Annotated in this window: 16 protein-coding genes; 6 read left to right on the top strand and 10 right to left on the bottom strand. The window is 50.2% G+C overall.

Annotated features, from left to right (window positions below; genetic code table 11):
• Positions 1–21: 21 nt before the first annotated feature.
• Positions 22–363, bottom strand: a complete 342-nt coding sequence (gene arsC / locus BD749_RS00175; RefSeq protein WP_101442370.1) for an arsenate reductase (glutaredoxin) — start codon at positions 361–363, stop codon at positions 22–24.
• Positions 364–530: 167 nt separating this feature from the next.
• Between arsC and BD749_RS00170 the strand changes: the two genes are divergently transcribed.
• A complete protein-coding gene (locus tag BD749_RS00170) occupies positions 531–1,172 on the top strand; it encodes a DUF3347 domain-containing protein (protein ID WP_101442369.1) in 642 nt (213 codons plus the stop codon).
• A gap of 174 nt (positions 1,173–1,346) precedes the next feature.
• Here BD749_RS00170 and BD749_RS00165 read toward each other — a convergent pair whose 3' ends face one another.
• The 3 genes from BD749_RS00165 to BD749_RS00155 all read right to left on the bottom strand — a co-directional run bounded on the left by BD749_RS00165 (position 1,347) and on the right by BD749_RS00155 (position 2,672).
• A complete protein-coding gene (locus tag BD749_RS00165; RefSeq protein WP_101442368.1) occupies positions 1,347–1,655 on the bottom strand; it encodes a DUF6122 family protein in 309 nt (102 codons plus the stop codon).
• A gap of 105 nt (positions 1,656–1,760) precedes the next feature.
• Positions 1,761–2,036: a hypothetical protein gene (locus BD749_RS00160; RefSeq protein WP_245868557.1), complete on the bottom strand. Its 276-nt coding sequence runs from the start codon at positions 2,034–2,036 to the stop codon at positions 1,761–1,763.
• 204 nt (positions 2,037–2,240) lie between these two features.
• The gene (locus tag BD749_RS00155; protein WP_101442367.1) at positions 2,241–2,672 is read right to left on the bottom strand and encodes an STAS/SEC14 domain-containing protein; all 432 of its coding nucleotides are present in this window, start codon (positions 2,670–2,672) and stop codon (positions 2,241–2,243) included.
• A gap of 916 nt (positions 2,673–3,588) precedes the next feature.
• Between BD749_RS00155 and BD749_RS00145 the strand changes: the two genes are divergently transcribed.
• The 3 genes from BD749_RS00145 to mscL all read left to right on the top strand — a co-directional run bounded on the left by BD749_RS00145 (position 3,589) and on the right by mscL (position 7,570).
• On the top strand, positions 3,589–6,021 hold the full coding sequence (locus BD749_RS00145) for an outer membrane beta-barrel family protein (RefSeq protein WP_101442365.1): 2,433 nt from the start codon (positions 3,589–3,591) through the stop codon (positions 6,019–6,021).
• 138 nt (positions 6,022–6,159) lie between these two features.
• Positions 6,160–6,909: a metallophosphoesterase family protein gene (locus tag BD749_RS00140; RefSeq protein ID WP_101442364.1), complete on the top strand. Its 750-nt coding sequence runs from the start codon at positions 6,160–6,162 to the stop codon at positions 6,907–6,909.
• A 226-nt stretch (positions 6,910–7,135) separates the two neighbouring features.
• Complete coding sequence (gene mscL, locus BD749_RS00135; RefSeq protein ID WP_218972534.1) at positions 7,136–7,570, top strand: large conductance mechanosensitive channel protein MscL; 435 nt, start codon at positions 7,136–7,138, stop codon at positions 7,568–7,570.
• A gap of 171 nt (positions 7,571–7,741) precedes the next feature.
• Here the strand turns inward: mscL and BD749_RS00130 are convergent, their stop codons facing one another.
• Both BD749_RS00130 and BD749_RS00125 read right to left on the bottom strand, forming a co-directional pair.
• On the bottom strand, positions 7,742–8,509 hold the full coding sequence (locus BD749_RS00130) for a creatininase family protein (protein WP_101442363.1): 768 nt from the start codon (positions 8,507–8,509) through the stop codon (positions 7,742–7,744).
• Between the two features lie 41 nt (positions 8,510–8,550).
• Entirely contained in the window at positions 8,551–8,952 is a 402-nt protein-coding gene (locus tag BD749_RS00125) for a hypothetical protein (RefSeq protein ID WP_101442362.1), read from the bottom strand.
• Positions 8,953–9,208: 256 nt separating this feature from the next.
• Between BD749_RS00125 and BD749_RS00120 the strand changes: the two genes are divergently transcribed.
• On the top strand, positions 9,209–9,616 hold the full coding sequence (locus BD749_RS00120) for a hypothetical protein (RefSeq protein ID WP_101442361.1): 408 nt from the start codon (positions 9,209–9,211) through the stop codon (positions 9,614–9,616).
• A gap of 20 nt (positions 9,617–9,636) precedes the next feature.
• Here the strand turns inward: BD749_RS00120 and BD749_RS00115 are convergent, their stop codons facing one another.
• From BD749_RS00115 to BD749_RS19280, 4 genes are all read right to left on the bottom strand, one after another.
• A complete protein-coding gene (locus BD749_RS00115) occupies positions 9,637–9,921 on the bottom strand; it encodes a circadian clock KaiB family protein (RefSeq protein WP_180336286.1) in 285 nt (94 codons plus the stop codon).
• Between the two features lie 63 nt (positions 9,922–9,984).
• Entirely contained in the window at positions 9,985–11,448 is a 1,464-nt protein-coding gene (gene kaiC / locus BD749_RS00110; protein ID WP_101442359.1) for a circadian clock protein KaiC, read from the bottom strand.
• Positions 11,449–11,927: 479 nt separating this feature from the next.
• Positions 11,928–12,350 (bottom strand): hypothetical protein, encoded by a 423-nt coding sequence (locus BD749_RS00105; protein ID WP_101442358.1) that lies wholly within the window; start codon positions 12,348–12,350, stop codon positions 11,928–11,930.
• A 224-nt stretch (positions 12,351–12,574) separates the two neighbouring features.
• A complete protein-coding gene (locus BD749_RS19280; RefSeq protein ID WP_180336285.1) occupies positions 12,575–12,733 on the bottom strand; it encodes a hypothetical protein in 159 nt (52 codons plus the stop codon).
• Positions 12,734–13,383: 650 nt separating this feature from the next.
• Here BD749_RS19280 and BD749_RS00100 point away from each other — a divergent pair.
• Positions 13,384–14,922: a S8 family peptidase gene (locus tag BD749_RS00100; protein WP_101442357.1), complete on the top strand. Its 1,539-nt coding sequence runs from the start codon at positions 13,384–13,386 to the stop codon at positions 14,920–14,922.
• Positions 14,923–15,077 lie beyond the last annotated feature (155 nt).

The raw sequence follows: 15,077 nt of genomic DNA, 5'->3' as shown, positions 1-15,077 counted from the left end.
CTGACAGCGGCTATACCTATGTTACAGGATCTCCAGCACTTTTTCGGGCGGACGGCCGATGGCCGCTTTGTCGCCTTTCACCACAATCGGCCGCTCGATCAGTACCGGGTTCTCTGTCATGATCCGGAGCCATTCGTCGTCGGTGTAGCTTTTGCCCGCAAACTGCTCTTTGTATACCTGCTCCCCTTTTCGCAGTAGCTCCTCGGGTTTTAAGCCCAATTTGTGGAGCACAGTTTTGAGTTCTTCGGTAGTGGGCGTGTCCTTGAGGTACTCAACCACTTGCAGTTCCTCTCCTTTGTCGCGCAGTAGTTCCAGCGTCTGCCGGCTCTTGCTGCACCTGTTGTTATGATAGATCGTTACCATGGCGTCTGGATTTGTTTGGTCAAAGATACGTAAAAGCCACTGATAGGCTGATGTGGGTTCGTTTCTGTCATTCCGGCAAAAAGCTTACCTTTGCAAAAAAGATGGCCCGTCTGGCTTATCTGATTTTGAATGATTTGTAAAATCTTACTATTTCCTAATAAACCATTATGAAAAAGACAACCGTATTTGCAGCACTGGTGGCTATGTTTGCCTTCGCTTCCTGTTCATCTGACAATAACCAGCAACAGGCTGAAACCACAGAGGAGCACGATCATGAGCACCACGACGGCATGGCGCACGGCGACAACCTGCCGGCCGCCGGCACTGTAGTGGTGGAGACACCCACCTTTGACTCGGTAGCAGAGCCTATGAAACGTAATCTGGCCCAGCTGCTCGACGAGTACATAGCCCTGAAAGACGCCATGGTCGAGTCAAACGCGGAAACGGCCAAAGAAGCTGCCAGTACGGTGCTCAACTCCGCGAATGCCATGCCAGTAGCCTCTCTGCAGGTACCGGAGCAAAAGACGTTTGCTGAAGAGCAGATTGAAAAAGTACGTCAGGCCTCTGCAGTCATTGCCGCCACTAACGACCTGGGCGAGCAGCGTAACCATCTGGAAGACCTGTCAGAAGCGGTGTTCTCCCTGACCAAAGCCTTTGGCGCCACAGACCAGAAGGTATACTACCAGCACTGCCCGATGGTGAACAACAACCAGGGAGCCTACTGGGTAAGCACCAACTCCGAAATCCGCAACCCATACTTCGGCAGCAGCATGCTCAAGTGCGGCAGCAACGAAGAGGTGCTTAACTAATTTAGTGATGGAGTGATGGAGTGAGTGAGTTTTAATTCGCTAGAAAATAGAAGAGCTGATCAAGTTATTGATCAGCTCTTTTTGGTTTTTAGCTTTCTCAGAATTTATCACTGCCACACAATTTCTCGTTTACAAACACTAAATCAGAAATCACTCATTTACTCCATCACTAAATCAAAAATAACAATCCGTCCAGTCCAGTACGATATGGATGAGCAGTCCCAGGCCAATCAGTCGTGTTTTGGGGATAAGCGCAAGGGTCAGGTAGAAAGGCAAAAGCCAGTAACGGTGTAGCAAATGAAAACCAACGCTGCACCTGTCCTGGTCGATGATGGGGGTTACCAGTAAGTGGTCAAAGTCAATCAGCCAGCCTGCCAGCATCATAAGCGATGCAAAGCGGAGTTGCTCCCGATAAAACAGTGCCGCCACCAGTACAGGAACGGACATGTGCAGTATAATATGGATCGCAAAAGACAAAGTCATACAGCAGGTACTGTGTAGGCCGCGGATTGGTTACTAAATGCCTGTACACAAAAAAGCCCTTCGCCTGCTAAAGCGAAGGGCTTTTTATATGCTTAAAGGAAGTCTCTATTTCAAAGCATCCAGCAGCATCCTGGATTTTACGCGTAGCGCAAACCACTCGTATGTATTTTTCAGGCGCTCAAAATGCAAACCCTCCACAATGCCGTTCACGCTGGCTTCCTGCAACGCAGTGGCCAGTACATTGTTTTCAATCTGAAAATTTTCGTAAACAAGGCCTTCTTTTATAAAAGAACACTCTACTTTCTTCTCACGGTCTTTCAAAACAAGGGTGTTGCTGTGCCGGAGTGCTTTCTGGATTCGCTCGAGCTCTTTCATAGTCATGTGTTTGTGCAAAGGATTATAACTTAATAGCAAGTTTATTACATGTTCTACTCCTAAAAAGTTCACAAATATTTCAAGTTATTTCTTAATTTTTTCAAATAAACGGAAAGGGGTACGGAGTACCTTAAACTTAAAAGAGGCGCGCCACGGTGTTAGCACTCATCATCAGTTATTTGGCAAGTGCGCAGCTTGCAAGTGCCAGCATTAGGAGGCATGGCTGAATAAGCCCTCATAAGGGTCGTTGGAGGAAATAAGCCACTTTTGAGCGGCCGTGGGATCACTGAAGTGGGCAATCTGGAAATCAGGTCTGAACATATGCAGTAGGCTATTACTCACCTTCTCTACCACCACCTCCAGAAACAGGTCATCTGGCAGCACGAGCGCCAGCTTGCGGAGTTTGGTCTGTGGTAGCTCATGCCCCAACATCTCAATGGTCCAATGCTGGTCGCTCATGTTCAGTGTGGCCATACGGCTGATGTCGATCAACCAACCCGATGCATTACTTTTTTGCAACTGTTTACAAATTCTTAAAATAGCCTGGCGGTACTCCTTGCTGTTCACAACACGTAACCACTGGCTCGAGAGTAAGTCACGCTTGCGGTCGTAGCTTAATTTCAGATAGGGAGGTGATGCCATATTTATCAATAACAGTCTATAATTTAATGCTAAAATTATATAACGTATAAATACGTAGGCTGTTGTCCCTATTACGTGAAAATCATTGAATAGTCATACTAACCCACTTATTTTCAATGTGAAGCCAATGACAAAGAGCACGATCCTGCTGGCCTGTAGTTATGCTATGGCATTCACTAAAATTCAAAACCACTTCACCTCAAAAATGACGAACGTCATTTTATGGTTTATGGGCAATGCTTAGTTTTAAGCTTATAACGTCAAGATATGCAGTGAGATACAATTTACTAACCCTCTAAAGGTAGCTAGGAATGGAGAATTTGAGATGTGCCTTGGTCGAAGAGACCGGAACAGCAGTGAAGAGAGAAAGCGCCAGAAAATGTTTTTACAAGGTATACAGCTACCTCCTGTACCAGGATACGGACAGTTTACTGGCTACATTAGATTATCGGGAGTCGTTGGGCAGAGAAGAGCGCAAGCGCGAACGGTATTTCGTGTTTCGCTTTATGCTGAGAGTGGTCAAAAGTAAACATCCCAAACAGTATGGCCGTCTTTGCCCTATAAAAAACAAAGCATAGCTTTCATCTCTTTGTATCCCCTACATGCCTTCGCCTCCTATTTGCCTTCAATGGCAGACAGGAGGTTTTTTGTGAATTCCCTCTAAATACCGATATGGCCATGCAACCATCGTTGCGGGTTTACCATCTATCTGTCGTACCTGGCGAGTAAGGTTTGTACCAGCTCCTGTGTTCATCGACTTCAACCAAATAAGCCTACCCATTCGTCGGATTTCCAGACCTGTTTACGGATAATTTCAGCTAGTTCATATAATAAACTAAACAGTACCTTGCATTACAAAGTACTATAGACTAGCTTTACAACATCCTATTACAATACATGCTAACAAAATAATACTATGAAAAAGTTATTCTACTCCATTGCACTTACGTTCCTTATTACTTTGTCACACAACAGCTTAGCACAGCAAGAAGGTTGGCTAACGGGGAAAGTATCGGATGAGAAGGGGGAAGACCTTGGGTTTGTGAACGTGGCGGTGCTCTCCTCCACCGACGCGGTGGTGACAGGAGCCATTGCGGAGATGGACGGCTCCTTCCGCATCAAAACACCGGCAAAGGGCAGCTACAAACTGAAGCTGAGCGGCCTGGGCTATCTGCCTCTCGTCAGCGAGGTGTTCCAGGTAAGTGGGCCTGACTTCAGCCATGACTTCGGGAAGCTACAGGTAAAGCCCGACGTTAAAACTTTGAAAGAGGTCACCATCCAGACCATGCGCCCGACCATAACCAACGACGCAGAGAAGATGGTGGTGAGCGTGGAGGGCACAGGGCTGGCGCAAGGCAGCACCGCCTACGAAGTGCTCGAAAAATCTCCCGGCGTTTGGATCGACCAGGATGGCAACATCACCCTCAACGGCAAGCCCGGTGTGCAGGTCATGATCAACGGTAAGCAGTCGTACCTGTCGGGTAAACAGCTGCAGAACCTGCTGCAAGGCATGTCCGCCGAAAACCTGAAGGACCTGGAGATCATCACCAACCCTTCTTCCCGCTACGACGCCGAGGGCGCTTCCGGCATCATCAACATCAACCTGAAAAAGAACGAATCCTTTGGCATGAACGGCAACGTGTACGCCGGCTTTCAGTACAACCGCTTCAGCTCATACAACACCGGTTTTGACCTAAACCACAAAGCAGGCAAGTGGAGCACAACCGCCGGTATGGACTTTTCACGTCGCCAGAATTTCCGGGACATGGAGATGGAGCGCATCTTCAACGACCCGGCCGGACGCAGCTTCTTCGACCAGGTAGGTATAGAAGAACGCAAGCGCGTAAACCCTACCCTGCGCCTGGGCACCGACTATGATATCAACGAGCGCCACAGTGTGGGTTTTATGAGCAATCTGTATTACAACGCGAACGAAGGCATCTTCAACACCGAGTCTGACCTGCGCCGACCGGTAGCCGCTGACAGCCGCCAGATTTCAGCCACCAACGAGCACGAGAGCACATACCGCAACGGCACGTTCAACCTGCACTACAATGGCAAACTCGACACACTGGGCACTACCTTCTCTGCCGACATAGACTATGCCCGTATTACTGACGAGACAGACTTCGTGTTCAAGAACAGACAGTATGTGCTGGGCACAAATGACCTGGTTAGCCAGGAGCACCTCACCAGCCACAACCCAACTGGCTACGACATCCTCTCTGGTAAGGTGGATTTTACGAAGAAATTGGGTAAGGATGGCAAACTGGAACTGGGCGCCAAGGCCAGCCATGTGGTGTCAGACAACGAGTTGCTGTTCTACGAGGTATCGGATGGCAGAGAGGTGTTGGATCCACGCCGCACGAGCCACTTCATCTACAAGGAGAACATCTTGGCAGGTTATGCCAACTACTCCAACAAGCTGAGCGATACCTGGAAGATCATGGCGGGTCTGCGTGCCGAGCGCACCTCCTCAAACGGCAACTCCATCACGCTGGACGACATTACCAAGCGCGACTACCTGGACCTGTTCCCAAGCCTGTTCCTGCAGCAGAAAGTGAGTGACAATTACCAGGTGAGCTACAAGTACAGCCGCCGCATCAATCGCCCTTACTATGGTCAGCTGAATCCGTTCATCTTCTACCTCGACCCTTATACCTGGTCGCAGGGCTACCCGAACCTGAAGCCACAGTACACCAACTCGTTTGAGATCACGCAGACCCTGAAAGAGCGCTACAACCTGATGGCCGGTTACTCGATCACGACAGACTTTATCGGCGAGGTGCCCACTTACAACAGCGAAGACAACACAACCGTGTTCAGCCAGCGCAACATCGAGAACTACAAGAACCTGTACGCTACGCTGGTAGCACCGGTGCGGATCTCGGGCAAGTGGGAAATGAACAACACGGCCACCCTGGCCTACCAGCGCTACTCCAAAGAAGTGAACGCCCAGGATGTGGTGAACGACGAAGTGCTGTTCTATATACAGTCGAACCAGAACATTCAGCTCCCCAAGAGCATCCGCATGGAGCTGAACGCGGGCTTCCAGGGACCAGCCGTGTACGGTCTCTACGAGATCGATAGCCAGTGGTGGCTGGATGCCGGCCTGAAGCGCACCTTTATGGACGACCGCCTGACACTGGCCCTGAACGCGACCGACATCTTCAAGACCCGTGAACTGAAAGTGAAAACCGTGCAGGATGGCAACCTCAACGCCATAGACCAATACCAGGGCACGCAAAGCATCCGCATCAACCTGCGTTACAATTATGCCAGGGGCAAGGAGTTTGAAAGCAAGCGCCGCAACACCAACCTGGAGGAGATCAACAGAACCGGAAATTAGATAAATAGTACTTGTTAGCTAACTCAGCCCCCGCACCCGAAGTGTGGGGGCTGTTTCTTTTGTGCCCAGGTATAAGTGCTCTTTTCTATCCCGAAGCCGGCTTGGCACGTAGTATTACATTCAATAAAAAGAAACACGATGGAAGACGCGAATACAGAACCCAAGAAACTACGCATAGCAGCCGTAGGCGATATACATGTGAGTGAACAGGACGCAGGCAAGTGGACCGATTTTTTCAGGCAGGCATCGGAAGAGGCGGATGTGCTGCTGCTCTGCGGCGACCTGACCGATACCGGCCGCGAAAGCGAAGCCGAGGTGTTGGCAGAAGAACTGAAAGCCTGTTCTATACCTGTGCTGGCCGTGCTGGGCAACCACGACTATGACCACGACCAGGTGAAAAAGCTGCGCAAGATCTTCGCCCCGACCAACCTCAAACTGCTCGACGGCGACTTCACCGTGATCGGGCATGTGGGCTTTGCGGGCGTGAAAGGCTTTGGCGGCGGCTTCGACAGGTACATGCTAGGTATGTTCGGAGAGCAACTGAACAAAGATTTTGTGCAGGAGGCCGTGACAGAGGCCCTGAAGCTGGACGCCGCCCTGGCGCAGATCGACAGCGAGCAGAGCGACCTGAAGAAAATAGCGATTCTGCACTACTCCCCAATTCAGGCCACGATAGAGGGCGAGCCGGATGCTATTCACCCCTTCCTGGGCTGCTCCCGCCTCGAGGAGCCACTGAACCGACGCAACGTGGAGGCCGCCTTTCACGGGCATGCCCACGTAGGCACACTGGCCGGCGAAACGAGCACCGGGGTCAAGGTGTTCAACGTATCGAAACCTGTGCTGCAGAAGTCCGATTACGAAAAGCCTTTCTTCCTGTATGAGGTATAGCACGAGCTGGTACGTGCTATAGCTTAGACTATACTGCTAATCCTGAGCCGGAAGCTCTGACTTTAGAAACCCGTTGCTATACCTTGTCGCAGGTATAGCAACGGGTTTTTTATGCGGACTGCCCCCGGTAAATACTTAATAAGAAAGTAGTTGTTTTATACAATCAAATGAATATATTTACATATCTAAAAACCAATCAAACCTTTCACCTTAAACAATCCGGCTTATGAGCATGATGAAAGAATTCAAAGAATTTGCCATGCGTGGCAATGTTATGGACCTGGCGATCGGTATCATCATCGGTGGTGCCTTCAGCGGTCTGGTTAACTCCGTTGTAAACGACCTGATCATGCCGCTGGTAGGCACGGCCATCGGCGACATGGACTTCTCGAACCTCTATGTGCCGCTCTCCGATGCAGTGCCGACAGGCCTGGCACTGGAAGAGGCGCGTAAACTGGGGGCCGTATTTGCCTGGGGTAACTTTGTCACCGTGGTGCTGAACTTCCTGATCCTTGCTTTCATCATTTTTATGATCGTGAAGGGCATGAACCGCTTGAAGCGCAAGAAAGTAGAGGCGCCTTCTGTACCGCCTGCCCCAACCAAAGAAGAAGTACTCCTCACCGAAATGCGCGACGCCCTGCGAACCATCGCCGCCAAGTAGCCTATACCTGAAACATAAAAAACGATGTTGCGCAGGCTGGAAAGGCCTCACGCAACATCGTTTTTTTGATTTCTAAAGATTAATTAATGGTCATTCATTGCCACACGTCAGGGATTATTCGCACATCGCGACAATCAACAATTCAACAAATAGGCAATTACCAAATTAAAACTACCCCCTCTCATACCTATCTTTAGTATCTACGACAGCTAGCTCCTGCAGCAACTGGGCGATGTTGCGGGTGGTGGCTTCGAAGAAGGCCTGGCCTTTGGCGGGCGTGGCGGCTGCCGGGCTGCCAATGCCCGTGTCGTCGCTCACCTGCGACCAGAGGCGCTCTGACCAGGCCCAGCCCTGCCGTATACCTATTAGTTTGGACTTATACTCTTTGCCCTCTCCTGCTTCGCTCAGCGGCAACACCAGATCGGGGCGCAGGTACTGCATGATGCTGGTCTCCACCTCGTCGGCGTGGTCGCCGGGGCTATCGAAGTAGGCTTTGCGGTCGGCGGCCAGAAACCAGTTGCAGGTCAGCAAAAACATTTCCGGGAACCGGAGGCCCAACTCACGCAGGATCGGTTTAAAGTCATTGCCGCCATGGCTGTTAAGTACCAGCAGTTTGCGGATGCCCTGCCGGTTGAGCACTTCCACGATGTCGCGGAGAATCAGTAGCTGTGTACTGGGGTTGAGGTTGATGTCGAGCGTGATATCGGCCTGGCCGGTGTTTACGCCAAAGGGGATAACCGGCAACACCGTTACTTTGGCGCCGGCTTCCCAGGCCAGGCGGGCCGCCTCTGCCGCCACCGCTTCGGCCTCGTAATTGTCGGTGCCATAGGGCAGGTGGTAGTTGTGGGCTTCGGTAGCGCCCCAGGGGAGCACGGCTACGTCTATGTGCTGCTCTTTAATGGCTTTCCAGTTCGATTCGGCAAGTATGTAGGGGCGCATTATTTTAAATATAGGTTGCTGATAGGTTTGGTTTTGTAGGTTTAGGCAAGTAGCCAGCTGCGGGCTTCGCCGTAGTACTCGAACTCCATGAACTTGTAAGGGAGCTGACTCCGGTCGATGTGGCGCAGCATGTTCTCGGAACTGATGCGGGCCGATATGTCAGTGGACTTAACACGGGCCAGTTTCTCCAGTTGCTGCGACTGCTCTATAAACCGGGGCAGCCACTCATTCCTCGTCCACTCCTGGTCGGAGGGGCGCACCACCCGCGACAGGCGGTAGTCGATGAGCCAGCGTTTTATGTCGTAGTGCTGGAGCGCGTGCAGGTAATGTAGCATGGCCTCGCGGTAGGCGCCGCTGGGCGCGTAGGCCAGCCAGGTAATCTCAAGCAGTTTTTCAGCCTCGTAATAGGCAATGCTGATATAGTCTTTTTTGTATATTATCATTGCGGTACGCTTCTTAACTCTCGTACAGGCACTATAACATCGGATACATCGTTTCCAGTTTTATTCAGCCAGTACGCTCCTATTCAGTATTTTTGACAAGGGTTTGCAATAAACAGTTTCCATTTTTGAAATCAAAACCCCTTCTTAAGTTTAGTATAAATTTTCGCTTTTACTGTACATCCCCTTGTGTGTTCAGTACTCGCTTAGTAACTTGTGTCGTTTCCATTTCGGGTTTTTTCAGCCTAATTTATCGTTCATGATTCTCTTGCAAAACAGCATATTGCGATTAGAGTACAACCCGGCCACTGACATACTGCAGGTACGCTACCCGGATCTGCAACGCTTTCATATGTCGGAGATCAGGCACAGCTTGCATGTCATGGTGGAAACGATCCGAAACTATGATGTGCGCAAACTCCTGCTCGATGCCCGCACCACGGCCGTAGAAATTGAGGAGGATGAAAACCGACAGCTTACCATGGAATTGGTGGCAATGCTAGCGAAGACACGCCTGGTAAAAATTGCCCGCATACAGCCATACGACCCTGAAAGAGAGGCCCGTGCCCAGCATAATATAGAAGAGGCCCGCAAAGCAGGCTTATTGTCCTATGAAGTAGCTACCTTTTCCACACCCGATGACGCACTGGCCTGGCTCAAGGCTTAGCGCGCATGCTCAGGTATAGCTTAGTGTGTGTTCCCGTTTGTGATTCCCAGGCCCGCCAACACACGGCTTTTGATCGTGAGCGCCCCAATGATGCGGCTTTCCGGTAGTGGCCATTTCCGAATCAAGGTAGGTATAGCCAGTATACCCGCCTCCTCGGCACGCTCCGGATTTTTCAGTACATCTACTATCTCAACTTCACAATTCCCGTGCAGATGCTCTTCACAGATGTTCTGCAAAGTCTCAATGGCCTCTACCGAAGTAAGGCTGCTACCGTTGACATAGAGCTCTAGGATGTGTTTGCCCATTTTTGATTGGAGGGTTTTTACACCCATATATTCCTTCAAATGCCTCTCTCTTCCTTCTAAATACTAGTTGTTTTGCTTCACTACAACCGGGTTTCCAGTCAATATGCCGCTTACGCCGTTAAAAGGCTCTCCAATGTTCATGCCCTGGCTGTCGATCGTGAACTGGCGAATAGCGGCATCGTGCTTCGAGCCGCGCATTTTGAGCACCGAAATAGCACGCTGCATTTCGCCATATACTTCCACATAGCGCAACAGTATAATCGTATCGGTGATGGTGGAGATATTACCTTCCGTAACCGAGGCGCCTCCTGTCAGGAGCGGCGTGGTTGCCGTAAACATCCCCGTGATCTCCTCGTGCTTTAAAAACGAAGTCAATGCAATGATAAATTCCCGGAAACCCTTTTCGGATGAGGTGCGCGTCAGAGCAGACAGGCTGTCGATGGCAATGCGATCTGGCTTGAAGGATTTAACGATCTCTTGAATGTTGATGAAGTGGTCCTCCAGCGAAGAAACTTCCGGGTAAATACATACAACTTTCAAATAGCCGTCTTCTTCAAGTTTTTCAAAGTCCTGTCCCCAGCCCTTGGCGTTGCGGAAAAGTTGCTCACGGCTTTCTTCAAAGGCCATTAGCAGGCATCGCTCTCCTTTCTCGCGGATGCCGTTGATGAAATTGGCTACCAACAGGGTTTTACCGGCACCCGTCGCCCCCGATACAAGTATGATAGAATCGCGGTAAAAACCGCCACCGCACATGTCGTCGAGTTTAGGTACGCCCGAGGTCACCCGCACGTGCGAGGAACGCTGCTTCAGCTCCATTGCTGAAAGCGGAATAATGACGATGGCTTTGTCAGGTATAATGGTAAAGGGGTTCTCGCCTTTGATGTGGTTGCTGCCCCTGAACTTGAGTATCTCGATGGTGCGTCTTCGCTTCTCCTTGTTGAGCACGTTGCGCAGGATGATCACGTTGTCGGCCAGGAATTCCTCTACTCCGAAGCGGGATATTTCGCCATACTCTTCGGTTCGCTCCGCCGTGATGATGGAAGTGGCGTGAAGGCGACGCAATGTCATGGCGACTTTAAAGAGCTCGCGCCGGATGGTGTGCATATCCGGAAACTGCGTGAACACGCTGCCGATGGAGTCGATGACAACGCGCTGTGCTTTGATTTTGTTGATGGCATGCTCCAGTCTGATGCGGAAGGCGCTCAGGTCGTAGTCGCCGACCGTAATGGAGTCTTCCTCTTTCGGAGAGCCGTCCACAAAGACCCACTTGCCTTCTTTCTCCCAGGTATCGATGTCCCAGTTGAAGCTACGCAGATTTTTGCGGATGTCGTCTACCTGCTCTTCAAAAGTGACAAACACACCTGACTGGTCAAACAGCATAATGCCCATGGCCAGAAACTGAGCCCCAAACAGGGTCTTGGCACTACCCGAACTGCCTGCTATGAGGGTTGTTCTGCCGAGAGGCAATCCTCCGTCGGAAATGTGATCAAAAGCTTCTATGCCGGTTGGCAGTTTTTCAATGTTCATGATGGTTGGTTAGCGGTGATAAAAAAAGGAACTCACAGGACTAACCTTGCCGGGGAAAGTGATGCGTAAGCGGATGCTTTATGAGGAGTGAAAACGGTCTATTAAATCTACTTCGTATACCGCGAAAGGTAGCAGTAGGTTTTAAGATACCGTACGTCTTTTTAACGTTTCATGCATCAAATGTAAGGAATAAATACGTAGCGCAAAGGTTTTGTTTAAAAATATGCAATGGGTAGGATTTGAGCAGTCCGCACGGCTTTTGGTACAATAATTTTACATGATCGGATTTCCCTTGCAAGTAGGTATAGGCACAAAAAAAGCGGCCCCGGTCGTTCACCCCCGGAGCCGCTACTATCATCCACAAAATGAGCTTTCGCTTTGCTACCTGTATATACGTATAGGTATATAGCAAGGTTTTATATTTCAGAATATATTTTTCCGGATTTGCCCTGTGCCTGCCCTCGAAAGCCCCCACCCACTCAGCGCGCCTTATAGGGGGCGGAGCCCAGCCAACGCTGCGCTTCGTGCATGCTCTTGAAATAGCCTAGTTGCACGTGGTGGTGCAAAAGAACGGCGGACTGCGAAAAAGCTGCCAGGGCAATGTGCTCCCGGCCAGCATCTGCCACAGAGATACGGGCGATACGGCTGGCCTCGGTGTATTTCAGGCCGATGATGAGGTAGTTGAGCACCAGCCGGAAGGTTTCGTCCGCGACCGATACCTCGGTTTGAGAAAAGTTGAGCAGCACGTGCCGTATGTTTTCGGTTTTGATGAGGGCCAGATACGCATCGATGCTTTTCTTTACATCTGCTATGTTGCTTTGGTGTATGTGGGGCACGTCGAAGGTATAGTAGCCCGTCTGAGGAAGGTGTTCTGTGAGAGGTAAGGTACGCTGTAGCTGCATGCAGAAAAATTAGTCGGTAAAACGTAGCGCACAGCGGTGGGGAAAAGGCCTGCCCCTGGACAACAGGGTAAAGCCCGTGGATTCGGTTGGCAGACTGGTGTCTGATTCAGAACGACCCCATTCTGCACGGTTCCTTTAACCGGACTTTCGCTGTATTTGTTGCAGCGCCTCGTCAAATACAGTGCAATTTTCCTGATGCCTGGCCCGCCACTTCTGGAGTGTTCTTATACCCAGCCCTTTGAATTTGTATAGGTGAAGTGCTGCTCTGCTCCGTTGCTGGTTTTGTGCGCCTGCCGCAGCGGGTAGGTCTGGCTGTTGTCGGTATAGGTGTTATGGTAACTGCATGTTTGGAATACTTCTCCCCTGATATGTGTTTCCAGCACACTTCAGGAAACCTCACTAATGGTTCTTCCCATGTTCCGCTATCTCATACAGGACGAGGGTGTTAAGCAGGGTGCGCAGCGCCGCCTTAAAGCGCTCCATGTCGTTTCAGGCAGTTTTCAAGTCGCAGATAGGCTTTGGTGAGAGCCTGTTGGGGGCATATGGTGGTTTTTGCAAAAGTAAAGCCATGCAGTAACAAAGCAAGTTAAGCAATAGCGTAAGAAGTCTACAAGAAAATTTATGAATATAATACCAGCAAAATACGATGCCCCGTGTTGTTAGCCACCCTACCCTGGTTACAGGCACTGCCCCCTGACTTCTTCAAAAAAAGACAAAAAAAATATTTAGTGGTATTTTAAAAATATAAAATTAATCATAACTTAATTTTTAAATACTCCGTAATTGGATAATTACATATTTGTAACAACACCTATACTTACATCTTAGGTATACTGGCCAACCAACTGGCAGGGTTTACCTCTTACAAAGCGCCGTTAGTCCTCTATTCTCTGCCTTCCTCAACAGGGTGTGAGAAAAAATAAACTATTAAAAAATTTCATATGCTGCGATAACTCTACAGCTATCGCGCTACCTGGTTCTGATTCTGTCTGTACCAGCAACCTTTGTAAACCTTTATTTAAACAAACATAAGATGATCAACAAAACCTTTACGAGCAAGAAGTTTATCTTTCCAGCAATGCTGGCTTTTATGGCCCTGGTTGGCTGTAACCCGGAAGAAGACATGAATCCGTCAACGGAGTTGAGCGCAGACGCTACCCTCTTGTCGCAGGGCGTTCACCCGAAATCGAATGTGAAGTTGCGCAACAACCATTATGTGGTGCTGTCGAGCAGCGAAACCTTACCTGCAGGTATAGCAGCCGAACTAACCGCTGCCAACGGTGAGGTAACGAGCTTGATGGAGCAGGTTGGGGTTGCCACGGTGTATTCAGACGACCCTGCGTTTGCCGCAAAAGCCTCTAAGATCAATGGTGTGCGCTCTGTCGTGCGCGACCTGGAAGTACAGTGGTACAACCCAGACGACATGAAGATTGTAGAATTGGCCGATGTGGGCACACCGCCGGCAAGTGGCGACAACGACCGCTTTTTCGACTTGCAGTGGGGACATGCGGCCATAAAGGCTTCACAAGCCTGGAACTCAGGCCAGCGTGGCAATGGCGCACGTGTAGCCGTGTTGGACAGTGGCTTCGACCTCGATCATCCGGACCTGCTTCCAAATATTGATATGGCGGCCAGCAGAAACTTCGTAACAGGAGAGAACCTGGGCTACGCCCTGGCAGGTGTAGGCAGCCACGGCACACACACGGCCGGTACCATTGCCGCCGCCGATAACGGAATCGGTATTATTGGTGTGGCACCCGAAGCGAAACTAATTCTGGTGAAAGTGCTCCGCGACTCTGGTTCGGGCTCGTTTAGCTGGATGATCAATGGCATTATACATGCCACGCAACAAAATGCCAATGTCATCAACATGAGCCTTGGGGCGGCCATTCCGCGCAACGGCAGGTTCCTGAACGACAACGGCACACCGGAGGACCCTTCCGATGACTTTATCGAAAACGATACAAAAGCTGTACAGGAACTGCTGATCGCTATAAACCGCGCCACCAGCTATGCTACTAAAAATGGGGTTACCGTTATTGCATCTGCTGGTAACGCAGCCAATGACGGGAACGCTGACAAGTCGCTGTTGCACATTCCGTCCGCCTCAACTGGTGTAATCTCGATCTCGGCTACGGCACCTCGTGGCTGGGCGCTTAATCCATTCAGCACCTTCATGGATGACTTTGCCTCTTACTCCAACTACGGCACCTCCGATATTCAGTTTGCGGCTCCAGGCGGTGATTATATATTTGCATATGAGCCTAATGGTCTTAATGTAGTTACAGTAGGCCCCACTAGTCAACCTGCCTATGTTTTCGACTACGTATTCAGCACAGGAAGCAACCTGAAACCTGGTACAGCCTCTTATTACTGGTCAGTTGGCACCAGTATGGCAGGCCCGCACGCAGCAGGCGTAGCGGCACTCATCATCGGTAAGAACGGTGGCAAAATGGACCCGGCCCATGTGCTGGCCAAACTGCGCGCCACTGCCGATGACCTGGGCAAACCCGGACGCGATCCTTACTACGGTTATGGCCGCGTAAACGCCCTGCGAGCTGTGACGGAATAAATAATTCTCATACTCATAACAAAAGCCGGACTGTGTAATAGCAGTCCGGCTTTTTCTTTTCTAAAACTGTCCAATTTATGTGAGCTAAACCTTGAGAATTATCTAATTTAAGTACAAAAATAGAACTACTCTTACTTAAGCCATTCGCTGTAAAC

The organism is Pontibacter ramchanderi (assembly GCF_002846395.1).
Taxonomy (GTDB): domain Bacteria; phylum Bacteroidota; class Bacteroidia; order Cytophagales; family Hymenobacteraceae; genus Pontibacter; species Pontibacter ramchanderi.
The sequence above is the reverse complement of the archived record's forward strand: the minus strand, read 5'-3'. Positions and strand labels throughout refer to the sequence as shown.